This window comes from Luteibacter sp. OK325 (assembly GCF_003050935.1).
Classification (GTDB): Bacteria; Pseudomonadota; Gammaproteobacteria; order Xanthomonadales; family Rhodanobacteraceae; genus Luteibacter.
Genome location: NZ_QAOX01000001.1, coordinates 471961 through 498255, shown reverse-complemented (window position 1 = coordinate 498255; position 26295 = coordinate 471961). Strand labels below are relative to the sequence as shown.

Here is a 26295-nt window from a genome sequence, read left to right as displayed (position 1 = left end):
AGACCGGCGGCGCAGAGAACCAACTTAAAAAATTTCGTTCGGCCGAACGCCTCTTACCGGGCGGGCGGCGTCACGTCGTCAATCGAAAGGGGTGCACGCGATGGCGTGGTATGGCATTTCTTTTGCTCCCCAAAAAGATCGTGCAAGACGTCATCCATGGCGAAAGTCGCACCCGCTCATCATGTCCCCTGAGGCGAGCTGACGACAGCGCCGAAACGGCGCGTGAAAACAACGTAAAGTACTACGGCGGTTCGTAACAATAGGAATAAGTCCTAAGCAGGTATTTGCGGTCTAAATCGCAAAAAGATACGAAGCAAGTGCCAGTTGTCTTGCCTCCCGCGGCGCCCGCCGTTTAACGTCGTCGGATGGCCCTAGTCATCACGATTCTCGTTCTTCTTCTCGTCGTCGCCGTCTCCGGCGCCATCGTCCGCATTCTTCCCGTTCGGCTGCCCTTGCCGATTTTGCAGATCGCTTTCGGCGCTCTCCTGGCCCGGCCGTTCGGCATGGATGTCGAATTCGATCACGAACTCTTTTTTCTCCTGTTCATTCCGCCGCTGCTTTTCGCCGACGGATGGCGTATCCCGAAGCGCGAACTGTTCCTTCTGCGCGGTCCCATCCTGGCGCTGGCCATAGGGCTGGTCTTCTTCACGATCCTGGGCGTTGGCTATTTCGTCCATTGGATGATCCCGACAGTGCCCCTGGCGGTCGCGTTCGCCCTGGCCGCCGTGCTCTCGCCGACCGATGCCGTCGCGGTCACCTCGATCACCGGCGAGACGCCGATTCCCTCCAGGTTGATGCACGTGCTGTCAGGGGAGGCGCTCCTCAACGACGCATCGGGGCTGGTCGTGCTCCAGTTCGCCGTGGTTGCGGAAGTCACTGGCACGTTCTCCCTGGCCAGGGCATCGATGGACTTCGTGGTGATGGCCCTGGGCGGTGTCCTTGCCGGGGTGCTGGTGAGCTATACGTTCGGAATCGTCCGGCGACGCCTGGTTCGCTGGAGTGGCGAGGTGGATCCGGCCAGCCAGGTGGCCCTGCTCCTGCTGCTTCCGTTCGCCGCTTACCTGCTTGCCGAGCATTTCGGGGTCTCGGGCATTCTCGCGGCCGTTGCCGCGGGCATGACGATGAACTACACCGACGTGCTAAAAGGCGGTTACGTGGCCACCCGCATGCAGAACGGTGCGGTCTGGTCCATGGTCGAGTTCACCTTCAATGGCCTGATCTTCCTGCTGCTCGGCCTGCAGCTGCCGGGCATTATCGGCGGCGCGAAAGGGGATCTCGCGCAAGCGGGTGGTGGCGAACTCTGGTACCTGCTTGCCTATGTGTTCGCGATCACGCTTGCCCTGGTCATTCTTCGCTTCATCTGGGTCTGGGTATCGTTGAGATTCGTGCTGATGCGCGCCCTGCATCGGGGCGAAAAGCGTCCCAGGGTAGGCACGCGCATGGTCTGGACTACGGCCCTTGCCGGCGTGCGCGGAGCGATCACGATGGCGGGTGTGCTCTCCCTGCCGTTAATGAAAAGCGAGGGCGTTCCTTTCCCCGTGCGACACCTGATGATCCTGCTGGCCAGCGGCGTCATTCTCTGCACGTTGGTCATCGGCACGATCGGTTTGCCACTGGCCGTGAAGGGGCTGAAGTTTCCCGGCGAGGACCCGCGCGTGCGCGAGGAGCGCAAGGCGCGCGCACTGTCCGCCGAAGCGGCGTTGCGCGGCATCGCCGATGAACAGCAGCGTGTGGACGAAAGTGGCGACGTGAACGCCATTGCGCTGGCCTCACGTGTTGCCTCACGTGTGATGGCCGACTACCAGCAACGTCTCGAAGCGGCGGGCGATGAAGGCGACGTACCCGAGAAGGCGCGCGCCGAAGCGGGCACGGAGCGCGTCATGCGCCTGGCGGCGTTGCGTGCGGAACGACGCGAGTTATACAACCTGCGTCGCAGCCATGAGATCAATGACGATACGTTGCGTACGTTGATGCGGGAGATTGATCTTGCCGAGGCTTCGTTGACGAGTTTGCATTCCGGGTAAGAGCATTGCCGGATAGGCGCTCAGTCATGAGTGTCGCCGGCCAAGAGCATCGCCGACGAATCGGCTCCTACAAGAGGCAGAATTCCGCTCTGTGTGGGAGCCGATTCATCGGCGAAAGGTGCTGGCCTCAAAGCCCAAAAAATGCCTCAGTAGTACGCACGCTAGCCTCGGTCAGCGCTTCCTTCGACTCCCCCCGATCGCGCGCCACTTCATCACGAATATGCGCGAGGTACATCGGCTCGTTGCGTCGGTGCCTGGGCATGGGTCGGACCGTCCTCGGCAGCAGGTAAGGCGAGTCGGTCTCGAGCATCAGCCTGTCGGCAGGAATGAGCTTCACCAGCTCGCGCAGGTGCGCGCCGCGCCGCTCGTCGCATATCCACCCGGTGATGCCGATGTGGCAGTCCAGGTCGAGGTAGTCGCGCAAGGCCTCCTCCGTATCCGTGAAGCAATGCACAACCACGGCAGGAACGCGGTCGCGATAGCGCTTGAGGATGGCCAGGAAGTCGTGGTGCGCATCGCGCTGATGCAGAAACAGCGGCTTGCCCACCTCGACGGCAATTTCCAGCTGCCGTTCAAAGACCACCCTCTGCACGTCGCGCGGCGAGTAATTCCGGTTGTAGTCGAGCCCGGTTTCGCCGACAGCACGGACTTCCGGCTCATGGGCTAACCGCCGAAGCACGTCGTCGGTCGCTTCGTCGTAGTCCACGGCGTGGTGGGGGTGCACGCCCGCCGTGGCAAACAGGCGACCGCCACTGGCTTGTGCCAGGGCCAATGCGTGCTCGCTTCCCTCGCGCGAGGCGCCCGTCACGATCATGCGGCCCACGCCGTGCGCACTGGCACGAGCCAGCATTTCGTCAAAGTCTTGACGAAAGGATTCGTGGGTCAGGTTGGCTCCGATATCGATCAAGTCCATGATTTCTTTCGCTTTGAGACAAGGGTTTGAACGTGAAGACCAGAGCGTTATCACCACGCAAGGTCATGAATTGGAAGGTGTAACGCCAGCACAAACGTGCTGTGACGGGGTTTCCTGCATCCGCCATTCGGCCTATCTGAAACTTGCCGTCAAAAGATTGACGTTCGTATTTTCCTGCTGCTAGGTTCCAAGAACGGACGTCAAGAAGACGACACCGAGGAGAGCGCAGACGGATCTCGAAACCAGTAGCAGGGGGCGTCCCAAGGGGCGTCAAAGTGAGGCGGCCGGCAAGCGGTCGTCCACCAGCAGTACCACGGGCAAGGGGACATGCAGATGGTAAACCGCAGCACCGCGGGGACGCTCGTCGACCCGCCGATCCGGGGTTGTACCGCGCCATAAGTCGTCTTCGGATTTTGCGTTGAGGGGAACGTTGAATCCTTCAGGTGTTTGCGCCGGCGAGGGGGCCTTCGTCGGCTGGCGTGCAGGGAGGGGTCCCGGCGCCGCACTAGGGAGGTACAGGTAATGACTTCACGAACACTGGCACAGGCTATCGGCCTCGTGCTGACGGGCATGCTTATGGCGGGAGCCGCTCAGGCCGCCGACACACCTTCGACCCAGGCCACGCCAAAGGTCCGCGCGGTCCAGGCCGGGCAGCAGGTCGCCATCGATCCGGTGACCGGAGCGATCCGCGCACCGACCGATGCCGAGCGGGCCGCCTATTCCAAGGCATTCCAGGCTCGACAGAGCCGGGTTACGTCGCTCTCCACGCAACCGCGCACCAACGCCGACGCGAAGACGACGATCCGCAAGGTCACCCTTCAAAGCGGCGGGAAAGCCACGGGGATGCGCCTGCCACAGGAGCGGATGAGTAGCGTCGTCGCCACACGCGCGGCGGACGGCTCCATCAGCATTCACCATGACGACCACGGCGCCCAGGTTGCGCCCAAGGCACCGGAGGTTACCCGATGATCCGCCGCGGCCTTCTCTACTCAGCCCTTCTCACGGCCGGTCTGTTTGGCGCCATGAGCGCCAGCGCCGCCGAGATCAAAATCGTCAACCAGGACGTAGGTACCGGCCAGGGTCTCGACGACCACACGCCCGCCACGCCCGTGGGAGGCAATCCGGGCACGACCTTCGGTCAACAGGCGCTCAACGTCTTCCAGTTCGCGGCGGACATCCACGGCGCTTACCTGAAGAGCAACGTTACGATCGTCAACAACGCCACCTTCGAACCGCTGGAATGTGACGCCACCGGCGGTGTGCTTGGATCATCCGGACCCTTGTCCGTTTTCACTTTTGATGCCGCCAATCTTCCGGCAGGGGCCAAGGCCAACATCTGGTATGCCGGGCCGGAGGCCGACGCACTGGCTGGCGAAGACCTGGATCCGGGCAATGCCGACATCCAGAGCCAGTTCAACGGTGCACTGGGCCAGCCCGGCTGTATCGAAGGGTCGAAGTGGTACATGGGTCTCGATCACCAGGTGCCCGCCGGGCAGATCGACTTCCTCAACGTCGTGCTGCACGAAATGTCGCATGGCCTCGGGTTCCTGGACCTCACGGACCTCACGACCGGCGAGGACTTCCCCGGCGGTGCCGACTCGCATCCGAACATCTATGGTTTCTTCGTCAAGCATGACGGCACGCTCTGGGACAATCTGACGCCGGCCCAGCGTGTGGCTGCCGCCGTTGACGACGGCCATCTCGCGTTCTCCGGTGCGACGGTGATCGCCGAGGCGCCGCTCGCGCTCGGCCTGCCCGATGTGTACCGCGTAACCGCGCCGGCCGCTGCGGCTGGCGATTACCAGTACGCCCAGGCGAGCTTCGGTCCGACCGCCACCGCGACGAACTTCTCCGGCGCCGTGGTGCAGGCTGTGCCGAACGATGGCTGCGCCGCCATCACCGACGCCTCTGCCGTCGCCGGCAAGGTCGCGCTGATCGATCGCGGCACCTGCGACTTCGCGACGAAGTCGCTCAACGCCCAGACCGCCGGCGCCAAAGCCGTCCTTCTCGCCAACAACCAGCCCGCCGCAGTGACGCCGGGTGGCACGCCTGTCTCGCCGGTGAACATCCCGGTGATCCTGGTGAGCCAGGTCGACGGCAATACGCTGAAGGCGAACCTCGCCGGCCTCACCGGCGCCGTGGGCAAGGGCACCGGTCTGGCCGGCACGAATGCCGACGGCGTGCAGATCTATGCGCCGGCGGTGCTCGCGGAAGGATCGTCGTTCTCGCATTACGACACGCGCCTGACGCCGAACGCGATCATGGAATACGCCATCAACCAGGATCTTCGTGGTGAGATCGACCTCGACCTGGGTCCGGCGCTGTTCCAGGACATCGGCTGGGGCATCGACCGCAGCAACCAGTTGCTGCTCACCTGCAACACGGGCATTCCGAAACTCGTGCCGGGCGGCATGATCATCGGTGCCAACGTGATCGCCAACGCGAAGATCCTCGCTGGCAATGCCGCCAACGTGGGCACCTACCGCGCGGGTGTCAGGGCCTACGAAGGGCAGCTTGCCGCGGCCGGCCTGATTACCGCCGGCCAGGCCACAAGCCTCAACGCCTGCCTGTCCGATGCGGAGACGCAAAAGCAGTACGACGCGTGGGGTCCTCCGGCAGCACCGCCGGCCATCGTGCTCGTCAACAACGCCGCCCTTAACAACCAGAAGGGTGCCGCCGCCTCGACCACTGCCTACCAGCTCACGGTACCGGCCAACGCGAAGACGCTCACCCTGCGCACCTACGGTGGCTCGGGCGATGTGTCGATCTCGGTGACCGATCCGAAGGGTGTGGTGAAAGCGCAGCCCAATCGTCCGGGCAACAGTGAACCGTTCACGGCGACCAAGCCCGCTGCCGGCGTGTGGACGCTGACCGTGAAGGGTGAAAAGGCGTACTCCGGTGTGAGTGTGCTGGGTGCGTACACGCTCTGACGCATGACCTGGAAGAGGCCCCGGTTTGCCGGGGCCTCGACCTTCGTGGGGCCCGCATCGCGGGCAGGGGAAAAGACACGACGTTTGGATGGCTGGACGGCTTTCGGGCCGCCGGTCTTCGGGACACCTCGTCCGCCGCGGTCGCGACGGACTGGCGATGGGCCGCGCGCCGCGCGCCCGCGCATCGATCGCTAATAAGCGGACATCTGGGAGGAAGGTTCACGTGAATACCATCTACAGCAAGGTCTGGAACAAATCGCTCGGCATCCTGGTCGTGGCATCGGAGCTGGCGAGAGCCAACGGCAAGGGCGGTGCCTCCCGACGTCTGCGCGCCGCGATGGCCGCGCTGCCACTGGCCGCCGGCGTGATGCTGGCGCTGGGTAGTGCGCCTGCGCAGGCAGGCAACGTGTGCGGTGGTTATCTGCTTGGCATCCAGGGCAAGGCGCCGGTCGCCAAGGGCGACGATGCCTTCGCCTGCGGCACCTCGAGCAAGGCCGCCGGCAACTACAGCACGGCGGTCGGCACGGCAGCGATCAGCAGCGGCGACTACAGCGTCGCACTGGGCCAGAATGCACAGTCCTCCGGTGCCTGGTCGACGGCACTGGGTCAGAACGCCCGCGCCACCGGCACGGACAGCGTCGCGCTCGGCGAATCGTCGTTTGCCAGTGGATCGGCCAGCTCCGCCTTCGGTACGGACGCGAGCGCCACGGCGAAGAACTCCGTCGCCCTCGGCGATGGATCAGTCGCCAATCGCGCCAACACGGTGTCGATAGGCAAGGTCAACGAAGAGCGCCAGCTGGTGAACGTCGCCGATGGCACGCAATCCACCGATGCGGTCAACAAGCGGCAGCTGGACAAGGTCTCGACCTCGGTAAATGGCGTATCGACGCGGGTGGACACGTTGTCCACGAAGGTCGACGGCGTATCGACGCGGGTAGACCAGCTCGCAGAAGGCACCAGTGACGCTGCGCATTACTTCAAGGCGAATGGCAACGGTGACGGCAGCGACGATGCGCTTGCAACCGGTCAGTACGCGACGGCATCCGGCTCCGGAGCTTTCGCCGGCGCTGATGGTGCAACGGCGACCGGTAGCGGTGCCGTAGCCACAGGCGTCAACGCCACAGCGAATGGCTATGGCAGCATCGCCACGGGTCAGAACAGTGCCGCGTATGGTGCGGGCGCACAGGCCAATGGCCCCGGTAGTGTCGCGGTCGGCGGCGTCGCTGTCGACGCGGATGGCAACCCGCTGATCACCAACGGTGGCGTCCCGGTGGATACCGGCGCGACCAGCGCAGGTGTTGGCGGCACGGCCGTCGGCGCCAGTGCGCAGGCGAGCGGTTTTGCCGCCGCGTCACTTGGTGTCGGTGCATATGCGAGTGGCGTGCAGTCGACCGCAGTGGGTGCGGTGGCGAATGCGCTCGGTGATTTCTCCACGGCCAGTGGTTCGCAGGCGACGGCGGCAGGTGACCAGTCCGTCGCCAATGGCTTCGGTTCGACCGCCTACAGCGCGGGATCGACGGCAGTCGGTGCCGGTGCCAGTGCCTCTGGCGCAGGCAGCATCGCGATCGGCAACTTCGCCGAGACGGGCTTCGGTCTGTTCGGTCTCGAGAGTGCCAACGCCGTCGCCGTCGGCACGAACAGCTGGGCGCTGGGCAACAACGCCACGGCGCTCGGTGCGAATGCCTGGGCACTGGGTGAGAACTCCGTTGCGCTGGGTGCGGATTCGCAGGCCGATCGTGACAACACAGTGTCGGTCGGTACCGCAGGACACGAGCGACAGATCGCGAACGTCGCCGCCGGTACGGAAGACACCGACGCGGTGAACAAGGGTCAGCTCGATACGTCGGTGAATGGCGCGACGCGCTACTTCAAGGCGACGGGCAACAACGACGGCAGCGACGATGCACTTGCAACCGGTCAGTACGCGACGGCTTCGGGCTCGGGCGCATTCGCCGGTGCCGATGGTGCCACGGCGACCGGCAGCGGCGCCGTTGCCACAGGCGTCAACGCCACAGCGAATGGTTATGGCAGCGTCGCTACCGGACAGAACAGCGCCGCCTACGGTGCCGGTGCACAGGCTAATGGCCCGGGCAGCGTCGCGGTCGGCGGTGTCGCGGTAGATGCTGCAGGCAATCCGCTCATAACGAATGGCGGCTTGCCAGTCGACACTGGCGCTACCAGTGCAGGCGTCGGCGGCACGGCCGTGGGTGCGAGCTCACAGGCGGGCGGCTTTGCTGCCTCGTCGTTCGGCGTGGGCGCGTATGCGAGCGGTGCGCAGGCGACGGCAGTCGGTGCGGTGGCGAACGCCACAGGCGACCTCTCGACGGCAGTCGGTACGCAGAGCGCAGCGACGGGAGCGAGTAGTGTCTCGGTTGGCGAAAGCGCGCAAGCGACGGGTGATGAAAGTGTCGCGGTCGGTGGCAGCACTTTCTTCGGCTTTATTCCCGCCCAGGCAACGGGTACCGGTGCCTCCGCGTTCGGTGCGGGTGCATGGGCGACCAACGACTACGCGACGGCCCTGGGCTGGAACAGCTGGGCCGACGGCGTGAGCAGCACGGCCATCGGTGAATCGGCCATCGCGGGTGCGGCGAACTCCGTCGCGCTCGGTGCCAGTTCTTATACCGACCGGGCGAACACTGTGTCGGTGGGCGACGTCGGCAGTGAGCGCCAGATCACCAACGTTGCCGCGGGCACCGAAACCACCGACGCGGTGAACAAGGGCCAGCTCGATGCCTCGGTGAACGATGCGACGCGCTACTTCAAGGCGTCTGGCAATGGAGATGGCAGCGACGATGCACTGGCCAATGGCCAGTACGCGACGGCGTCCGGTTCGGGTGCCTATGCGGGTGCCGATGGTGCGAGCGCGTACGGCAGCGGTGCGGTTGCCGCCGCAACGAATGCGACGGCGAACGGCTATGGCAGCGTCGCCGCGGGACAAAACAGCGCGGCGTACGGCGCCGGTGCACAGGCCTCGGCCAACAGCGCCACGGCCATCGGTGGCCAGGCGCTGGACGCGAACGGCAATCCGTTGATCACCTACAGCGCCACCGGTGAAGCAGTGGGACCGGCCAATGCGTCCGGCCTTGCCTCAACGGCGGTGGGTGCGAGTGCTCAGGCGGAGGGCCAGTTCGGCACCGCCCTCGGCACGGCGGCATTCGCGCAGGGTGAGCAGTCCACGGCCACTGGTTTCCTTTCGGAGGCCTCGGGTGTTGGCGCGACCGCGAATGGTGCACAGGCCTATGCGGCAGGTGACCTCTCGGTGGCTTCGGGCTACGGCGCGTCGGCATATAGCAATGGATCGACGGCTATCGGCGGTGGCGCTAGCGCATCGGGCGAAGGCAGCGTGGCCATCGGCAACTACGCCGAGACGGGCTTCGGGCTGTTCGGTCTGGAAGCCGCCAATTCCGTTGCCATCGGCACGAACAGCTGGGCGCTGGGCAACAACGCCACGGCTCTCGGCGCGAACGCCTGGGCGCTGGGTGAAAATTCGGTGGCGCTGGGTGCGGATTCGCAGGCTGACCGTGACAACACAGTATCGGTCGGCACGGCGGGTCATGAACGGCAGATCGCGAACGTCGCCGCCGGTACGGAAGACACCGACGCGGTGAACAAGGGCCAGCTTGATACGTCGGTGAATGGCGCCACGCGTTACTTCAAGGCGACGGGCAACAATGACGGCAGTGACGATGCGCAGGCGAGCGGTCAGTACGCGACGGCATCCGGCTCGGGTGCTTACGCGGGCGCCGATGGCGCGACGGCGAATGGCAGCGGCGCGGTGGCCACGGGGGTGAACGCCACGGCAAGCGGCTACGGTAGCGTCGCCACGGGCCAGAACAGCGCCGCCTACGGTGCCGGTGCACAGGCTAATGGCCCGGGCAGCGTCGCGGTCGGCGGTGTCGCGGTAGATGCTGCAGGCAATCCGCTCATAACGAATGGCGGCGTGCCGGTCGACACCGGTGCGACCAGCGCGGGTGTCGGCGGCACGGCGGCCGGTGCGAGCTCGCAGGCGAGTGGTTTTGCCGCCTCGTCGTTCGGCGTGGGTGCGTACGCAAGCGGTGCGCAGGCGACGGCGCTCGGTGCGGTGGCGAATGCCACGGGAGATCTTTCGACGGCTGTCGGTACGCAAAGCGCAGCGACGGGAGCGAGTAGTGTCTCGGTTGGCGAAAGCGCGCAAGCGACGGGTGATGAAAGTGTCGCGGTGGGTGGCAGCACCTTCTTCGGCTTCATTCCCGCCCAGGCGACCGGCGTCGGTGCGTCTGCATTCGGTGCGGGAGCCTGGGCGACGAACGACTACGCCACGGCGCTGGGCTGGAACAGCTGGGCCGACGGCGCGAGTAGCACGGCCATCGGCGAGTCGTCCTACGCGGCGGCAGCCAATTCGGTCGCGCTCGGTGCCAGTTCGTTGGCTGACCGTGCGAACACCGTCTCAGTAGGCAGCGCGGGGAGCGAGCGCCAGATCACCAACGTTGCCGCGGGTACCGAAACCACCGATGCGGTGAACAAGGGCCAGCTCGATGCGGTCGCCGGTGGCGTCAGCGATGCCAGTCACTATTTCAAGGCGAATGGCCTCAGCGACGGTAGCGACGATGCGCAGGCGGTGGGTGATTTGGCCACGGCCGCAGGCTCGGGTGCTTTCGCGTCGGGCACGGGTGCGACGGCGACGGGTGCGGGCGCGAATGCGGTGAACCAATTCGCCACGGCGAATGGGTACGGCAGCACCGCCAGTGGACAGAACAGCGCCGCCTTTGGTGCAGGTGCACAGGCGACGGGTGCCGGCAGTGTCGCGGTTGGTGGCAACGCCGTCGATGAGGACGGCAATCCTCTTATCTCGGACGGCAGCGGCAACCCCGTCGACACCGGCGCGACCAGCGCGGGCGTCGGTGGTACGGCGGTCGGCGCGAGCTCCCAGGCGGGCGGCTTCGCGGCGACGTCGGTCGGCGTGGGCTCCTTCGCCAGTGGTGCACAGTCCACGGCATTGGGTGCCGTCGCCAATGCGACCGGCGACTACTCCACGGCGGTAGGCACGTCGACAACGGCATCGGGCGCGGGCTCGGTGGCCGTCGGTGGGCCGAGCAACCTGCCGGGCGTGGGCCTCATCTATACCGGTGCGACCGGCGACAGTGCCGCCGCGTTCGGTGCGGGTGCGCAGGCCACGGCGGATTACGCCACGGCGCTCGGTGGCGTCGCCGCTGCCGAAGGTGTCGGTAGCACGGCGCTGGGTTACTTCGCCTATGCGCAGGGTGGAAACGCTACCGCGCTGGGAATCAACAGCTGGGCATCCGGTGCCAGCAGCGTTGCAGTGGGCGATTTCTCGACCGCGATCGGCGCGGGCGGGGTCGCCGTCGGCGCCAACAGCACCGTGCAACGCGATGCCGCGAACAGCGTCGCGCTGGGTTCGAACTCGCTTGCCACCCGCGCCAATACGGTGTCGGTGGGCGACCGCGGCAGCGAACGGCAGATCACCAATGTCGCGGCAGGCGTACAGGGCACCGACGCTACCAACGTCCAGCAGTTGAACGACCTCTCCGATAGCGTGAGCAGCGCGAGGCACTACGTGTCGGCAACCGGGGCTGCCGACGGCTCGGACGATGCGAGTGCCACGGGCGACCTGGCCATCGCGACCGGGGCGGGAAGTAGCGCCAGTGGAGACCTGTCCACCGCCAACGGTGCCTTCGCCACGGCGAGCAAGACCTCGTCGACAGCGATCGGCGCCTCGGCCAACGCCGGCGCGGCGGGAGCCACGGCCATCGGCGACAGCGCCAGGGCCCTGGGCGTCAATTCGGTCGCGCTCGGCAACGGCTCGCTGGCGACGCGTGCTAACACGGTGTCGGTGGGCAGCGCGGGCAACAACCGTCAGATCACCAACGTGGCATCCGGCACACAGACCAACGACGCGGTAAACCTCGGCCAGTTGAACACCGCACTCTCCAGTGCGTTCTCGGGTACCTCGAACGTGGCAGGAAACGCCATGGCGATGGCCCTGGGCGGTGGCGCGACGATGGGCGCCAACGGCTTCGTTGGCCCGGTCTACCGGGTGCAAGGCGGCTCGTACGGTACGGTCGGTGACGCGGTCGGTGCGCTGGATGGCGCCCTGACCTCGCTGAACAGCCGCGTCGGCACCCTGGAATCTAAGTCGGCCGGTGGGACCGGAACGGGGACGACGCCGATCCGCCGCAATGCGGTCGCCGCGGCTCCTGAGTCGGTGACCACACAGGGCGTGATGGCGGCAGCGGTCACACCGCCTGTCACACAGGCTGCCGCGGCACCTGCCGCGCCGGTCGCGGCAGCGGCGCCAGTGGCGGCGCAGGCCGTCGTCCCGGGGACGGGCAATGGCATCGCCATAGGCACGGGGAGTTACGCCAAAGACCCGACAGACATCGCGGTGGGCAACAACGCCAGCGTGGGGGCCGACAACGGTACGGCAGTTGGTAACGGAGCGACGGTGACGGCGGCGGCGACCAACAGCGTCGCCCTCGGCGCCGGTTCGGTCGCCGACCAGGCCAACACGGTCTCGGTGGGTGCGGTGGGCGCCGAACGGCGTATTACCAACGTTGCCGCTGGCACGGCGGCCACGGATGGGGCCAATGTCGGCCAGGTGGATCAGGCCGTGGCTACCGCGAAGTCCTACGCGGATCAGGGCGATGCAGCGACCCTGAACAGCGCCAAGCAGTACACCGACCAGAAGTTCGGCGACGTGGTGAGCGGCGGGGCCTTCGATCAGTACAAGAGCCAGGTCGACCATCGCTTCAACGACCTCAACGACCGCCTGAACAAGGTAGGCGCCATGGGCGCGGCGATGTCGCAGATGGCCTTCAGTACCCAGGGCGTCAACGGCGACAACCGGCTTGGCGTGGGCGTCGGCGGGTATAAGGGGCAAGGAGCGATGTCGGTTGGCTACTCGCGCAGCCTCAGTCCCAAGGCCACTCTCACTTTCGGTGCCGCGATCAGCGGCGGTGAGACTTCCGGAGGTGTAGGCGTAGGCATAGGCTGGTAATCAGCCCGGCGAAATCCTACGAGTAAGCCCGGAGGGCGCGGAAGCCGGCGGTGACGCCGGCTTCCGCTTGTTGCGCCACGTCGCGGAACATGGGATTCACGGTCGCCGTCGACGCACGGTATGTGCTACCAATAGCGGCCCGCGCGGTCAGGAACGATCGCGTGGATAGACCGCTTTAACGGACCGTGAGGAAGGCATGTCTGCGATGACTGAGCATAGGGATATGCTGACCGGGGAACCGGGAGAAGCTCAGGTCTGTGCGCACCTGGTGGCGCATGGCCGCCTTAAGGACACTGACCTCGTTCGGGCCCGGCGCCTGCATGACGAGACGCCGGAGGGTACCCTTACCTCGCTGATGGCCCGCCTTGGCCTGGTTTCCGAGCGCGACCTGGCCGATGCCTGGGCCGAACTGCTCGGCCTCAACCTGCTGTCCGCCAAAGACGCCCCCGACCTGCCCCCGGCCGATATCGAGCTGTCGGTTCGTTTCCTCAAGCAGTACCACGTCATTCCCGTGCGCGAAGGCGAAGACGGCCTGGCGCTCCTCGTCGCCGACCCGGCCGATCCCTACCCGTTGCAAGCGGTCCGGCTCGCCACCGGTCGCGACCTGCCCCTGCGCGTAGGGTTGCGGTCGGAAATCGACGGGCTCATCGAGCGCTACTATGGCCAGGGCCGTTCCGCCATGGGCAGCATCGTTGAAAGCCTGGACGGCAATGCCACCGAAGAGGATGACGTCGAGCACCTGCGTGATCTCGCTTCCGAGGCGCCGGTCATCCGCCTGGTCAACCTCATTCTCCAGCGTGCCGTGGAACAGCGTGCGTCGGACGTTCACATCGAACCGTTTGAGAACCACCTCAAGGTGCGCTATCGCATCGATGGCGTGCTGCATGAAGTGGAAGCGCCACCGTCGAGTTCCACCGCGGCGGTCATCTCGCGCGTGAAGATCATGGCGCGGCTCAACATCGCGGAGCGGCGCCTGCCCCAGGACGGCCGCATTCAGTTGCGCGTTCAAGGCAAGGAGCTGGACCTGCGCGTGTCCACCGTGCCGACGAGCTTCGGCGAGTCGGTGGTCATGCGTATCCTCGACCGCGAATCGATCATCTTCGATTTCGCCTCGCTGGGCTTTACTGATAACTTCCGCGACCGCTTCGTCGAGGTGCTCGACCGGCCGCACGGCATCCTGCTGGTGACCGGACCGACTGGCTCGGGCAAGACGACGACGCTGTATACCGCACTGGCGCAGATCAACACGCCCGACGTGAAGATCATCACGGTGGAAGATCCGGTCGAATACCAGATCGAAGGCATCAACCAGATCCAGGTCAAGCCACAGATCGGCCTGGACTTCACGGGGGCGCTTCGTTCCATCGTCCGCCAGGATCCGGACGTCATCATGATCGGCGAAATGCGCGATCTCGAAACCTGCCGCATTGCCATTCAATCCGCGCTTACGGGACATCTGGTCCTGTCCACGCTGCACACCAATAGTGCATCCGGCGGCATCACGCGCCTGTTGGACATGGGCGTGGAAGACTACCTGCTCGGCTCGACGGTGAACGGCATCCTCGCGCAGCGACTCGTGCGCCGGCTGGATCCGGAAACGGCGATCCCGTACGAAGCCCTGCCCGAGGTCATCGAGCAGTTCGATCTGCATAAGTACACCGACGAGCGGCCGATCCGCCTGTGGAAGCCCGGGACCAGCGCGACCAACCCGACCGGCTACCGCGGCCGTCGCGCCATCATGGAGTTCCTGGTGATGAGCGATCCGCTGCGTCGTCTGGTCATGCAGCGTTCCGATGCCGGCGAAATCGAACGCCAGGCGCGGGCCGAGGGCATGCGCACGATGTATGAAGACGGCCTGGCCAAGGCCGTGGCCGGCGTCACCACGATCGAAGAAGTCCTTCGCGTCACCCAGGAATCGTAGGCCCTCCCATGAGCCAGTTCCGTTATCGAGCTATCAGCGCCGCGGGCGAAGCGCTCACCGGCAGGATGGAAGCCGCGTCGGTGGAAGACGTGGTCGCGCGCCTGCAGGACCAGGGCCACACGCCACTGGAGGCTGCGCCCGCCGAGGGTGCGGCCAGCGGTGGCGGTTTCGCCGCGTTGTTTCGCAAGGGTGTCTTCACCGGCGATCAGCTCGCCCAGTTCACGCACCAGCTGGCTACCCTGCTCAGCGCGGGCCAGCCGCTGGACCGCGCCCTCGGCATCCTTCTCGACCTCCCGGAGGGCGAGAAGGCGAAGAACCTCGTCGAACGTGTGCGCGACCGTGTCCGTGGCGGCACCACACTTTCTACGGCGCTCGATGAAGAGAACGGTGTCTTTCCGCGCCTCTACGTCAGCCTCGTGCGCGCTGGCGAAGCCGGTGGTTCGCTCGACGAGACGCTGCGCCGCCTGGCGGATTATCTCGAGCGTGCGCAGGCCCTGCGCGGCAGCATCATCAATGCGCTGATCTATCCCGCCTTCCTGATGGTCGGCGTGCTTGGTTCGCTGGTGCTCTTGCTGGCCTATGTAGTGCCGCAGTTCGTGCCGATCTTCGCCGACATGCAGGTGCCGATCCCGCTCATTACCAAGGTGGTGCTCGCCCTGGGTACGGTGATCAGCGACTGGTGGTGGGCGCTTGGCCTGGTGATCTTCATTCTTGGTGTTTTCGTGCGTCTTCGACTTCGCGATCCCGAAGCGAAGCTTGCCTTCCACGCGCGCCTGCTCACGATGCGGGTCTCGGGGCCGCTGTTGCTCAAGGTGGAGACGGCGCGCATCGCGCGGACGCTGGGCACGTTGTTGAAGAACGGCGTGCCCCTGCTTTCATCACTGGCCATTGCCCGTCAGGTCACCGGCAACCGCGCGCTCGACCTTGCGCTGGAGCAGGCTGCCGAACGCGTCAAAGGTGGCGCCGGCCTCGGTAGTTCCCTTGCCCAGACGGAACGCTTTCCGCGTCTCGCGCTGCAAATGATCCAGGTCGGCGAGGAAGCCGGCGCCCTCGACAGCATGCTGCTCAAGGTGGCCGATACCTTCGACATCGAAGCCAAGCGCGCCATCGACCGCCTGCTGGCGGCGCTCGTGCCGGCTCTGACCATTGTCATGACCGTGATGGTCGCCTTCATCATGGCGGCTATCCTGCTACCCCTGCTCAGTCTCACCAGCAACATCAACTGACCGTATTCGTTCCAAGGAGCTCTGCCATGCGCGCGACACGTACGCTTCGACCCCGCCTCTCCCGCGGCTTCACGCTGCTCGAAATGCTCGCCGTCATCGTCCTGATCGGCATCATCGGCGCCATCGTGGTGACCCAGGTCGGCAAGAACGTCGACAAGGGTAAGTACGGCGCGGGCAAGGCCCAGGTCGTCACCCTGGGCCAGAAGGTCGAAAACTACGCGCTCGATAACGGTGCGCCGCCGCACGACCTCGGCGACCTGGTTGCCAAGCCCGCCGATGCGCAGAACTGGCAGGGCCCGTACGCGAAGGAGTCTGACCTTAAGGATCCGTGGGGCCATCCGTTCGGCTATCGCTACCCGGGCGAACACGGCAGCTTCGACCTCGTGTTCTACGGGCAGGATGGCAAGTCCGGCGGTGACGGTTATTCCGCCGACTACGGCAACTGGCAGTAAGCGACCCGGCACGGCCATGCATACGCGCGGATTTACGCTGTTTGAAATGCTGGCCGTGATCCTGCTCATTGCGATCGCCGCGGCGGCGGTCTCGATTCCCATCACCCAGGGGCTCGCCAGCGCACGCGTGAATGCGGCCAGTGGCGAGCTCGCTGCCGCGTTACGCTGGACGCGCGCGCAAGCCATCGTGAAGGGCGAAAGCCTGGCACTCGAGGTGGACACGTCGGCGTCGACGTATAAGCCGCCGGGAAAATCCCTGGTCACCCTGCCCAAGGATATGCGTGTCTCGATCACCAGTGCCCGCGAGGACCAGGCGAACGCGACCACCGGGCGCATCCGTTTCTTCCCCGACGGCAGCTCGACAGGCGGCCGCGTCACGCTGACGCGCGGGCAGCGCGAATGGCACGTCAACGTCGCGTGGCTCACCGGCGCGGTCAGCGTGGTGGATTCGAAGTGAGGTATCCCGGTCGCCAGCGCGGTTTCAGCCTGCTCGAGATCATCGCCGCCATCGCCATCCTGGCGATCGCCTTCGCGGCGCTCATGCAGGTTGCGGGTAGTTCGATGAGCCTCACGGCGCGGGCCAACGAACGCACCCAGGCGGCGCTGCGCGCACGTACGCTGCTCGACGGCGCGTTCGTCATGGAGCCATTGCGCGAAGGCGACAGCGAAGGTCGCTTCGACGACACGTACCGCTGGCACATGAACGTTACCCGCTATGTCACCCCCGATGTGAAGCCGGCGGCAGATGGCGCCACCGCCAGCCGCGTGTATCGACTGGATCTGGACGTGACATGGGGTGTGGCCGATAACGAGCGGCACGCGCGGTTCTCTACCCTTCGCATGGGTGGCGCGAACACGGACGGCTCGCCATGAGACGCACGCGTGGCTTCAGCCTGTTGGAAGTGCTCGCGGCGCTGGCGTTGCTGACCATCGTGTTGCTCGGGGTCTACTCGGGCATCAGTACGGCTTCGCGTATCGTGCGTAGCGGCGACCAGGCTATCGAGCGCATGGACGAGATCCGTTCCGCACAGAGCTTCCTTCGCAGCGAGCTTGCGCAGGCGCTGGCCGTCCCTTTCGACCAGACCGATGACGGCGATCCCATCGTGTTCTCCGGTACCTCGCGCACGCTGCGTTATGTCGCCCCGATGCCGGGTTACCTGTCGAAACTCGGCCCGCAATTGCAGACAGTCTCGCTGGTCGACGATGGCCGTCAGGGCTATCGCCTCGAAGTGACGCTTGCGATGCTGCCCCCGGATGGCGGCGCGCCGCAGCCGATCGGCGAGCCCGAGGTCCTTCTTCGCGGCATTCGCAAGGGCTCGATCTCCTATCGCGGCATGGACGACCAGAACCGCCCTGGCGACTGGCAGGAAAGCTGGGACGATGGGCGGCGTACGCCCTCGCTGGTCCGTATCGAGCTCGACGTCGGCGGCAACGTGGCCTTCCCGACACTGGTCGCACCTATCCGCATCGATGCGTCGGCATCGCGCAATGGCCTTTCGCTGACGCGTGGTGCGCGCGGGCCGGTGATTCGATGAATCGTGAACGCAACCGCGGTGTCGCGCTGCTTATCGTCCTGTGGGGCTGCACGTTGTTGGCCATCATGCTTGGCGGATTCGCCGCGCTGGCACGAACCGAGGGATTGCAGGCGCGCTACCAGTTCGCCCAGACGCGTGCCCACTACGCTGCGGAGGCTGGCATGGTCCGCGCCATCGAGGGTCTACAGACGACCGATCCCGATGCGCGCTGGATTGCCGACGGACGCGCCTACGTCTTCGAGTTCGACGACGCCAAGGTCAACATCACCGTGGTGGATGAAGATGGCAAGGTGGACCTCAACGCCGCCTCCGACCAGGTGCTGACGGGCTTATTCAAGGCGGCCGGCGCCAACGACGACAAGGCGAAGAGCCTCTCCGCCGCCGTCCAGGACTGGCGCCGTCCCGGGGATGCCGCCTCGCCCAATGGCGCCAAAAAGCCCCAGTACGACGCCGCAGGCCTCGGTTACGGTCCGCGCAACGGGCCGTTTGCCACGGTCGAGGAGGCACGGATGGTGCTCGGCATGGACCCGGCGATCTGGACCGCCGTCGCGCCCGTCCTGACGATCTGGTCCGGCCGCGAACGACCGAACACCGAGCATGCGCAGCCACTTGCGCTGGCATCCATTCCCGGACTTGGCGAAGCGGGCGCCCAGGCCATCCTGGCCACCCGCGGGCAGGTCAACGGCGCGTCGGTTGCCGGCGGCAATGGTGTCACGCACACGATACGTGCGGAGGCCATCCTTGACGACGGAACCCGAAGTTCCCTTACATCGACCGTCCGACTACGTGGGATAAGATCCGGTAACCAGCCCTACGCGATACTGCGTTGGCGCGAAGGAGATGTTGAATGACCGCTTTGCAGGATGCCTCCCAGCTTCAGCTCGACCGCCTGCGCCGTGCCTGGCGCGGCAGCGCGCTGCCGGGCTTTCTGCGCTGGTGGGGTGGCGAGTTGTCGGCGCTGTTGCCAGTACGCTGGCGTCAGGCCTTCGCCGGTGGCGAGCGCTGGTACGCGCTCGAACGTGGCGAGGGCGTCTGGCAGCTTCGCCGCGCCGGCGAGAGTCTGTCCATCGTGGAAGCCCTCGACACCGACACCGTCGAACACCGCGCTGCGCTGCTGGCGCGTGCCCTGGGCGAGTGCGACCCCGCAGACCGCCGCATCGCCTTGCTCATGCCTGCGGCTCAGGTGCTTCGGCGTCGTCTGGTGCTGCCGGTCGCCGCGCGCGACAACCTGCGCCAGGTGGTTGGCTACGACATCGACCGGCAAACGCCGTTCCGCGCGGAAGACATCCACTTCGGTGTGCGCGAGCTCGGAGAAGGCGGCCCGGAAGGGCGTTTCGTCGCCGAACTCGCCGCCACGCCGCGCGCCTCACTCGACCCGTTGCTCGACGAACTCGCTGCCCTTCGGGTTGCCCCCGATCGCGTCGACGTGCCCCTGGGCTACGGACTGGCCGGTGTCGATCTGTTGCCGCCTGCGCGTGCGCCGCGCCGCGTGGATCGTCGCCGCCGATTGAACCTCGCCCTGGTCGCGGCCATCGTGCTTCTTCTGTTTGGCGCCATGGCCGCATGGCTGCACAATCGGAACGTCGCGCTCGAGACCATGCGTGCCGACGTCGATGCCATGCAGTCCGACGCACAGCGGGTGAAGGCCCTGCGTCAACGTCTTATGGACAGTGCGGGAGCCTCCGGCTTCCTCGTGCGTCGCAAGAGTGAGTCTCCGTCGATCCTTCCAGTGCTCGATGAACTCACCCATCGCCTGCCCGACGACACCTGGCTGGAGCGCTTCACGCTCAACGCCACGGGCCAGATCGGCTTCCAGGGCCAGAGCCCACAGGCCGCGCGGCTCATCGACGCGTTGAAGGGTGCACGCAGTATTGGCGAACCCAGCTTCCAGGGCACCATCCAGACCGATCCCACCTCCGGCAAGGAACGCTTCTATATGCAGGCGAAGGCACTGATGCCGAAGCCCGGGGTTGCAACACCTGCAAGGGCCACCTCCGCAGCCGCGCCCGCGCCGGCACCTGCGTTGACGAAGGCGGCGGCGACTTCCGCGATCAAGGAGGACGCCCGTGCGCATGAAGCCCGCTGAGTCCCGCGTTGCAGCGATCCTGCTTCTGGTCGTCGCCGTGGCGATCGGCTACTTCGTATTAATACACTGGTGGTTCGTATCACCACAGCTGGCGATCGCCGCCGACATGGACGATCTGCGCGACACACAACGTCGATATGCCGCTGCGATCGCCGAGCGTCCGCAGCTGGAGAAACGACTGGCCACGCTCGAGCAGGGCCAGACACGGAGCGACGCCTTCCTCGCCGGCGACGACACGAACGCCGCCGCGGCGGGCCTCATGCAGCGCATCGTGGATGTCGCGGCGGCCCATAAGGAAGATGGCGCCTGCGACGTCGTGCAGAAAATGCCCGTGCCGAGCCAGGAAAAAGCCGGCGATCCGTACCGGAAAGTCACCGTGAATATCAGCCTGCGCTGCCAGATGCAGCCGATGACCGCCGTGCTTCACGATATCGAGGAAGAAACACCGTACCTCTTCATCGAGGACTTCAGCATCTATCGCAATCCCGTTGCTGCGCGAGCCGGGGGCGCTGCGCCGATGGAAGTGCAGTTCACCGTGTCCGGTTATATCCATGCCGCCCGCGCGGCGAAGGCGGCCACATGAACGCGGCCGGTCAACGTCGGCTGACGCCGGTGCTCGCCATCATTGCGCTCGCCTTTGGCTGCACCGCCGTCGCCTTTGCCATGGGTGTAGGGCGAGGGGTGCGTTGGGACGATCCGGCCGCACCGGAAGCCTTGCCACCGCTGCGCGCCGCGGCGATGCCAGCCACCTCGCCATTGAATCGCTACGCGGAAGTCTGGCAGCGACCGCTGTTCATGGCCGACCGTAAGCCCGTGGCGGCAGCGGACACCGATGATGCATCGAGCAACATCGGCGATCTCGAACTTACCGGCATCATCATGACTTCGGACCTGCACATGGCGTTGCTGCGCGATCGCGGCAAGGACATGACAGTGCGTGTCAAGGAAGGCGCCGCGCTGGCTGACGGTCACTGGACACTCGCCTCGCTGACACCTCGCAGCGCCCTGTTCGACAACGGCGGCCAGCGCCGCGAATTGACGCTGAAGGTTGCTGCTCCCGAGGCGCTGACCAAGGACGCTGGCCGGCCGGGTGCCGTGCCGATACCGGGACAGCCCCCGCGCAACAGCCCGGCCCCCTCAGGCAACGGCGTGCACGTGGAGCAGGCATCCGGCATGACCGGCCCCACCTTGCCCCGTCCACCCGCCGCACCGGCGCGAGATGCGCCGCCCCGACAGGACGACAGCGCGCTCCAGCAAGCCAGGATCGAAGCCCTCAAACAAGCCGTACAGAAACGCCGCATGGAGCAACAACAACAGCGGCAGCAAGCGCAGGACACGCAGTAGCGGGCGCATGAGGCGCTCACCACGGAAGGAAGGACATCATGAAGCGACTCAAACTCGGCATGGCCGTCGCGGCGGCCCTGCTTGCGACGGGCTGCGCCCCCCACAACGCGCGGTTAGCCAATAACGATATCGCGCGTGAAGCCCTTACCGGTGTCGATAATCCCGTACCGGAGCCGCTCCCGTTACCTTCGGCGCAGGGAAATGAACCGTATCCGCCGACGGCGGAAGGCCCCGGGGCGCAGAGGGAAATCAGGCACGGCACTGGCACCTTCATCCGGCCGCACGCGCTGAAAGAGCCACGCCAGTCGGTGGCCGGTGAAGGATCGGTCACGCTCAACTTCGAAGACCAGCCGATCGAAGCCGTGGTCAAGGCTATCCTCGGCGATCTCCTCGATGCGAACTACTCGCTGGCACCGGGAGTGCGCGGCACGGTTTCGTTCTCGACATCGAAACCGGTCAAACGCGAGGAAGCCCTGCCGATCCTCGAGAACCTGCTGTCTTGGACGGGAAACGCGCTTGTTCGTGAGCACGGCCGATACACGGTGGTGCCGACGGCGCAGGCCGTCGCCGGGCGGCTCTCGCCAAGCCTCGGCGCGACGGCTCCCCGCGAGGGCCTCGGTGCACGGCTGTTCCCGTTGCGTTTCGTCGCCGCGCCCGAAATGGTCAAGCTTCTTACACCGTTCGCAGCGACGGATTCGATCCTCCTGTCCGATCCGGCAAGAAATGTCCTGGTGGTGGCCGGCACGCGCGAGGAACTGGACAACGTCGCACAGACCATCGACACCTTCGATGTCGATTGGGTGAGTGGCATGTCGGTAGGTGTCTTCGGTCTGCGCAATGCGGGAGTCTCCGAACTGATGCCTGCACTCGACTCCGTCTTTGGACAGAAAAGCGGTGCGCCCGTCGCGGGACTGATCCGCTTCATCCCGATCGAGCGCACCAACGCGATCGTCGTGATCGCTACGCAGGCCGGTCACATCGAGCAGGTGGGCGAGTGGATCGAGCGCATCGATCGTGGTGGTGGCAACGAGCCACGGCTCTTCGTGTACGACGTCCGAAATCTTCTCGCCTCGGATATCGCACGTTATGTTGGCAACATCTTCGGCGGTGCCGTCAGCCAGGACACACCGGCGGCGCAGATCGCGCCCGGCCTCACTGGCATCACACTGAGTGGAGCCGCGGGCGCCGGCGACAGCGGGTTCGGTGAGGGCGGCGGGCTTTCAGACACTCCCGCCGCGGACAGCGATGCCTCATTCTTCCAGGCGCCGTCCGCAGCATCATCGGGCAGTGAGAAGTCCGGCATTCGTATCACGGCGGTCGACGCGAACAACCAGTTGATGGTCTATGCCCGGCCCTCGCAGTGGGCAGACATTCGTCAGGCCATCGACCGACTCGACGCCGTTCCTCTACAGGTGCAGATCGAAACACGTATCCTGGAAGTGGTGCTCCGCGACAACTTCCGCTTCGGCGTGCAGTGGTACCTCGAGGGACTCGCCGGCGGTAACGGCGCAGTCAGTCAGCCGGGCAACAAACAGCAATGGGCATTGGGCAGTGGAGGCGGCACGCCGCTGACTGGCGACACGCTCTTCTACTCCTTCGTCAACAAGAACGTACAGGTCGCCTTGCGCGCGATGGAAACCAACGGCAACACGACGACGCTTTCCGCACCGTCGCTGGTGGTGGTCAACAACCGCAAGGCGCGTATCCAGGTCGGCGACCAGATTCCCGTCACCCAGACCTTCGTCAACCCCACGCTGGGTAGTGGCAAGGAAGTGGGCCAGGTGAGCTACAAAGACACCGGCGTGATCCTCGAGGTACGTCCGCGAGTGAACCCGGGCGGCCTGGTCTACCTGGACGTGACCCAGGAGGTCAGTCGGGCGGACGACGCCGTGGTCGCTGGCCAGAACGTCTCCATCGCCAAGCGCAAGCTGGACACCCAGGTCGCGGTACGCAGCGGGCAGACCGTGTTGCTGGGTGGACTCATCCGACAGCGTGATAGCCGCGGCCATTCAGGGGTGCCCTACCTGTCGCGTATTCCGGTGTTGGGCGCCCTGTTCCGTAGTCGCAGCGAAGACCTCATGCGGACCGAGCTGATCGTACTGATCACACCGAAGGTGATCGCCAACGGAGACGATGCGAAGCGTGTTTCCGATGAGTACCGAAAGCGCTTTCGTTCTTTGCAACCGCTCGAAGCGGCGACGCCGAAGGCCGGGACCGTGCCGGCCGGGCCAGCCAGCGCGGGATGAATCCGGGCGATCCTGCGCCGGCTTGCGTAACATAGCCGGCGCATGACTCCTGTCTTCCCGATCACTCCGCTCCTTCCCGACATCGTCGCCTCACTGGCGGAGCGTCCGCGCCTGGTGCTCGAAGCGCCTCCCGGTGCCGGCAAGACGACCCAGGTGCCGCTCGCCTTGCTTGCGGCGCCATGGCTGGCGGGCGCGCGCATCGTCGTGCTTGAGCCACGTCGCATCGCGGCTCGCGCCGCGGCGACCTTCATGGCCGCGCAGCTGGGCGAGCAGGTGGGCGAGACGGTCGGCTACCGCATTCGCTTTGAATCGCGCGTGGGGCCTCGTACCCGTATCGAAGTCGTGACCGAAGGCATCCTCGGACGGATGATTCAGGACGATCCGGCGCTCGAAGGCGTTGGTGCGATCCTGTTCGACGAGTTCCATGAGCGGCATCTTGCCGGCGACCTCGGCGCCGCGCTCGCCCTCGATGTGCAGGCCAGTCTGCGGCCAGACCTGCGCCTACTGGTGATGTCGGCAACGCTGGATGGTGAACGTATCGCGCGCTGGCTCGACGCCCCCCGCCTGAGCAGTCCTGGCCGAAGTTTCCCGGTGTCGGTTGTGTATTCGCCCGCGCGACCGCAGGAGACGACGGAGCAGCATCTTGCCCGTACCGTGCTCCAGGCATTGCGCGAGAATCCTGGCGATGTACTCGCCTTCTTGCCTGGCCGGCGCGAGATCGAACGCGCACGCGGCATGCTGGAGAAGCAGGGTGACGATCTTGAAGTCGTGGCACTGCATGGCGAGCTGTCGCTGGCCGAACAGCAGCTCGCGCTGGCGCCGGCAGACGCCGGCGTGCGCCGCGTTGTCCTTGCGACCAATGTCGCCGAATCGAGCGTGACCCTGCCGGGCATCCGTGCCGTCGTCGACGCCGGTCTTGCGCGTGAGCCGCGGTTCGATCCCCAGTCCGGCTTCACGCGGCTGGAAACCGTCAATATTTCCCAGGCCTCGGCGGACCAGCGGGCGGGCCGGGCAGGTCGCGTCGCCGAGGGCATGGCGTATCGCCTATGGCCACAAAGCCGCCGTCTCGAGCCGTCGCGCACGGCGGAGATCGAGCAGGCTGAGTTGTCCGGTCTTGCACTGGAACTGGCGGGCTGGGGCAGCGATGACCTGCCGTGGCTCGACGCGCCACCGGCAGGTGCCATGAGCCAGGCACGCGATCTGCTGCGACGCCTTGGGGCCCTCGACGAGGCTTCCGCGATAACCCGCCTTGGTCGCGACATGCTTGGGCTGGGCGCCACCCCGCGCCTGGCCGCGGCGGCCTTGCGCGCGCCGCCTGAGCGACGCGCGCTGGTCGCCGACCTGCTCGCCTTGACCGAAGCCCGCTCGCCGCTGCGAGGCGAGCAGGGCCGAACCGACGACTTCCGTCAGCGGGTCTCCGCGCTGCATCTCTGGCGTGACGCTGGCGCCCGTGGTGCACGTGCGGGCTCGGCCGACATCGGCGCACTCGCCGCCATCGAGAAGGCCTCATCCGGCTGGCGCCGGCGACTCGAGGTCCGTTCCGCTGCCAGCGGCGTACCCGATTCGCATGCGGTCGGCGATCTCCTCGTTCACGCCTTTCCCGACCGTGTCGCGCGTCGCGACGATAGCCAGCCCATGCGCTACCAGCTGGCGAATGGTCGTGGTGCGCGGCTGCATGAAGCGAGCGCGCTGCACGGTGAGCCATGGCTGGTCATCCTCGACCTGCGCCTGGATGCACGCGACAGCCTCGTGTTCGCTGCAGCGCCCTTCGATCCCGATGTACTCGAGCGCGATCACGCGGACCGCTTCGTCACCGAGCGTGTCCTGCGATGGGACGACGAACGGCAGATCGCTGAAGCCTTCGAGGAACGGCGTTTCGATGCATTGGTGATCTCGCGTAAAGCCATTCCGGTCAGCGGCGACGATGCCATGCCGGCGCTGCTCGCGGCCATTCGTGCGCGCGGCATCGGCAGCCTTCCGTGGAGCGATAACGCGCGGCGCCTTCGCGCGCGCATCGGTGCCTTGCAGGCGTGGCGCCCCGAGCTGAACCTGCCGGACGTTGCCGACGCGATGCTGTTGCGCACCCTGGAGTCGTGGTTGTCGCCTTATCTCTCGGGCAAACGTCGCCTCGAAGCCTTGCAGGCCGCGGAGCTGTCCGAAGCACTCTCGGCCATGCTCGACTACGATCAGCGTCGCGCACTCGACGCGCATGCGCCTGAAGAATTGAGAGTGCCCAGCGGCATGACGCGCCGGCTGGAATACGGCACGCGCGACGACGATGCCGGTGCGCCACCTGTGCTTGCTGTGAAACTGCAGGAGCTGTTCGGCCTGGCCGATACGCCGCGCGTGGGCGACGGCCGCGTGCCGGTCATGCTGCATTTGTTGTCGCCCGCAGGACGTCCGATCCAGGTCACCCAGGATCTCGCCGGCTTCTGGAACCGCACCTATCCCGAAGTGAAGAAAGAACTGAAGGGGCGCTATCCGAAGCATCCCTGGCCCGAGGATCCCTGGACGGCGACAGCGACGCACCGGGCGAAGCCCCGCGGGACGTAGCCGCACTTAGTTACTCGTTCATCGCCTACGTGGATAGCTGAGTGCCGGGCCAGAAACGTCCGTGCGCGCCG

17 protein-coding genes are annotated in these 26295 nt (G+C 66.0%); 16 read left to right on the top strand and 1 reads right to left on the bottom strand.

Annotated elements, in window-relative coordinates; genetic code table 11:
• Nucleotides 1-365 precede the first annotated feature (365 nt).
• Complete coding sequence (locus C8J98_RS02210; protein ID WP_107910488.1) at nt 366-2024, top strand: Na+/H+ antiporter; 1659 nt, start codon at nt 366-368, stop codon at nt 2022-2024.
• 127 nt (nt 2025-2151) lie between these two features.
• Here C8J98_RS02210 and C8J98_RS02205 read toward each other — a convergent pair whose 3' ends face one another.
• Nucleotides 2152-2937: a TatD family hydrolase gene (locus tag C8J98_RS02205; protein WP_107910486.1), complete on the bottom strand. Its 786-nt coding sequence runs from the start codon at nt 2935-2937 to the stop codon at nt 2152-2154.
• 522 nt (nt 2938-3459) lie between these two features.
• On the opposite strand from C8J98_RS02205, the gene C8J98_RS02200 reads away from it, so the two are divergent.
• The 15 genes from C8J98_RS02200 (at nt 3460) to hrpB (ending at nt 26224) form a co-directional block, all read left to right on the top strand.
• Nucleotides 3460-3906: a hypothetical protein gene (locus C8J98_RS02200; protein WP_107910484.1), complete on the top strand. Its 447-nt coding sequence runs from the start codon at nt 3460-3462 to the stop codon at nt 3904-3906.
• Nucleotides 3903-5867 (top strand): PA domain-containing protein, encoded by a 1965-nt coding sequence (locus C8J98_RS02195; RefSeq protein WP_107910482.1) that lies wholly within the window; start codon nt 3903-3905, stop codon nt 5865-5867. The genes C8J98_RS02200 and C8J98_RS02195 overlap by 4 nt, the downstream gene beginning before the upstream one ends.
• Nucleotides 5868-6090: 223 nt before the next feature.
• The gene (locus tag C8J98_RS02190; RefSeq protein WP_233260072.1) at nt 6091-12861 is read left to right on the top strand and encodes an ESPR-type extended signal peptide-containing protein; all 6771 of its coding nucleotides are present in this window, start codon (nt 6091-6093) and stop codon (nt 12859-12861) included.
• A gap of 205 nt (nt 12862-13066) precedes the next feature.
• The gene (gene gspE, locus C8J98_RS02185; RefSeq protein ID WP_233260071.1) at nt 13067-14782 is read left to right on the top strand and encodes a type II secretion system ATPase GspE; all 1716 of its coding nucleotides are present in this window, start codon (nt 13067-13069) and stop codon (nt 14780-14782) included.
• 8 nt (nt 14783-14790) lie between these two features.
• Entirely contained in the window at nt 14791-16008 is a 1218-nt protein-coding gene (gene gspF / locus C8J98_RS02180) for a type II secretion system inner membrane protein GspF (RefSeq protein WP_107910476.1), read from the top strand.
• Nucleotides 16009-16034: 26 nt separating this feature from the next.
• Nucleotides 16035-16460, top strand: a complete 426-nt coding sequence (gspG, locus tag C8J98_RS02175; RefSeq protein ID WP_107910474.1) for a type II secretion system major pseudopilin GspG — start codon at nt 16035-16037, stop codon at nt 16458-16460.
• Between the two features lie 16 nt (nt 16461-16476).
• The gene (locus C8J98_RS02170) at nt 16477-16917 is read left to right on the top strand and encodes a GspH/FimT family protein (RefSeq protein WP_107910472.1); all 441 of its coding nucleotides are present in this window, start codon (nt 16477-16479) and stop codon (nt 16915-16917) included.
• Nucleotides 16914-17333 carry a prepilin-type N-terminal cleavage/methylation domain-containing protein gene (locus C8J98_RS02165; protein WP_233260070.1) on the top strand — a complete coding sequence of 140 codons (420 nt, stop codon included), beginning with the start codon at nt 16914-16916 and terminating at the stop codon, nt 17331-17333. Before C8J98_RS02170 ends, C8J98_RS02165 begins: the two co-directional genes overlap by 4 nt.
• On the top strand, nt 17330-17995 hold the full coding sequence (locus C8J98_RS02160; protein WP_107910469.1) for a prepilin-type N-terminal cleavage/methylation domain-containing protein: 666 nt from the start codon (nt 17330-17332) through the stop codon (nt 17993-17995). The genes C8J98_RS02165 and C8J98_RS02160 overlap by 4 nt, the downstream gene beginning before the upstream one ends.
• Nucleotides 17992-18846 (top strand): type II secretion system protein GspK, encoded by an 855-nt coding sequence (locus tag C8J98_RS02155; protein ID WP_107910467.1) that lies wholly within the window; start codon nt 17992-17994, stop codon nt 18844-18846. The genes C8J98_RS02160 and C8J98_RS02155 overlap by 4 nt, the downstream gene beginning before the upstream one ends.
• Nucleotides 18843-20081, top strand: coding sequence for a type II secretion system protein GspL (locus tag C8J98_RS02150; RefSeq protein WP_107910466.1), 1239 nt, complete (start codon nt 18843-18845; stop codon nt 20079-20081). Before C8J98_RS02155 ends, C8J98_RS02150 begins: the two co-directional genes overlap by 4 nt.
• Nucleotides 20068-20664: a type II secretion system protein GspM gene (gspM, locus tag C8J98_RS02145; RefSeq protein ID WP_107911120.1), complete on the top strand. Its 597-nt coding sequence runs from the start codon at nt 20068-20070 to the stop codon at nt 20662-20664. The genes C8J98_RS02150 and gspM overlap by 14 nt, the downstream gene beginning before the upstream one ends.
• Complete coding sequence (locus C8J98_RS02140) at nt 20661-21425, top strand: general secretion pathway protein GspN (RefSeq protein ID WP_107910464.1); 765 nt, start codon at nt 20661-20663, stop codon at nt 21423-21425. Before gspM ends, C8J98_RS02140 begins: the two co-directional genes overlap by 4 nt.
• Before the next feature lie 38 nt (nt 21426-21463).
• Entirely contained in the window at nt 21464-23671 is a 2208-nt protein-coding gene (gene gspD, locus C8J98_RS02135) for a type II secretion system secretin GspD (protein WP_107910462.1), read from the top strand.
• A gap of 42 nt (nt 23672-23713) precedes the next feature.
• Nucleotides 23714-26224: an ATP-dependent helicase HrpB gene (gene hrpB / locus C8J98_RS02130; RefSeq protein ID WP_107910460.1), complete on the top strand. Its 2511-nt coding sequence runs from the start codon at nt 23714-23716 to the stop codon at nt 26222-26224.
• Nucleotides 26225-26295: the final 71 nt, after the last annotated feature.

Bases quoted from the DNA above. Each gene is read 5' to 3' on its own strand.
- C8J98_RS02210 (WP_107910488.1), top strand. From the start codon at position 366: ATGGCCCTAGTCATCACGATTCTCGTTCTTCTTCTCGTCGTCGCCGTC.
- C8J98_RS02205 (WP_107910486.1), bottom strand. From the start codon at position 2,937: ATGGACTTGATCGATATCGGAGCCAACCTGACCCACGAATCCTTTCGT.
- C8J98_RS02200 (WP_107910484.1), top strand. From the start codon at position 3,460: ATGACTTCACGAACACTGGCACAGGCTATCGGCCTCGTGCTGACGGGC.
- C8J98_RS02195 (WP_107910482.1), top strand. From the start codon at position 3,903: ATGATCCGCCGCGGCCTTCTCTACTCAGCCCTTCTCACGGCCGGTCTG.
- gspE (WP_233260071.1), top strand. From the start codon at position 13,067: ATGACTGAGCATAGGGATATGCTGACCGGGGAACCGGGAGAAGCTCAG.
- gspF (WP_107910476.1), top strand. From the start codon at position 14,791: ATGAGCCAGTTCCGTTATCGAGCTATCAGCGCCGCGGGCGAAGCGCTC.
- gspG (WP_107910474.1), top strand. From the start codon at position 16,035: ATGCGCGCGACACGTACGCTTCGACCCCGCCTCTCCCGCGGCTTCACG.
- C8J98_RS02170 (WP_107910472.1), top strand. From the start codon at position 16,477: ATGCATACGCGCGGATTTACGCTGTTTGAAATGCTGGCCGTGATCCTG.
- C8J98_RS02160 (WP_107910469.1), top strand. From the start codon at position 17,330: ATGAGACGCACGCGTGGCTTCAGCCTGTTGGAAGTGCTCGCGGCGCTG.
- C8J98_RS02155 (WP_107910467.1), top strand. From the start codon at position 17,992: ATGAATCGTGAACGCAACCGCGGTGTCGCGCTGCTTATCGTCCTGTGG.
- C8J98_RS02150 (WP_107910466.1), top strand. From the start codon at position 18,843: ATGACCGCTTTGCAGGATGCCTCCCAGCTTCAGCTCGACCGCCTGCGC.
- gspM (WP_107911120.1), top strand. From the start codon at position 20,068: ATGAAGCCCGCTGAGTCCCGCGTTGCAGCGATCCTGCTTCTGGTCGTC.
- C8J98_RS02140 (WP_107910464.1), top strand. From the start codon at position 20,661: ATGAACGCGGCCGGTCAACGTCGGCTGACGCCGGTGCTCGCCATCATT.
- gspD (WP_107910462.1), top strand. From the start codon at position 21,464: ATGAAGCGACTCAAACTCGGCATGGCCGTCGCGGCGGCCCTGCTTGCG.
- hrpB (WP_107910460.1), top strand. From the start codon at position 23,714: ATGACTCCTGTCTTCCCGATCACTCCGCTCCTTCCCGACATCGTCGCC.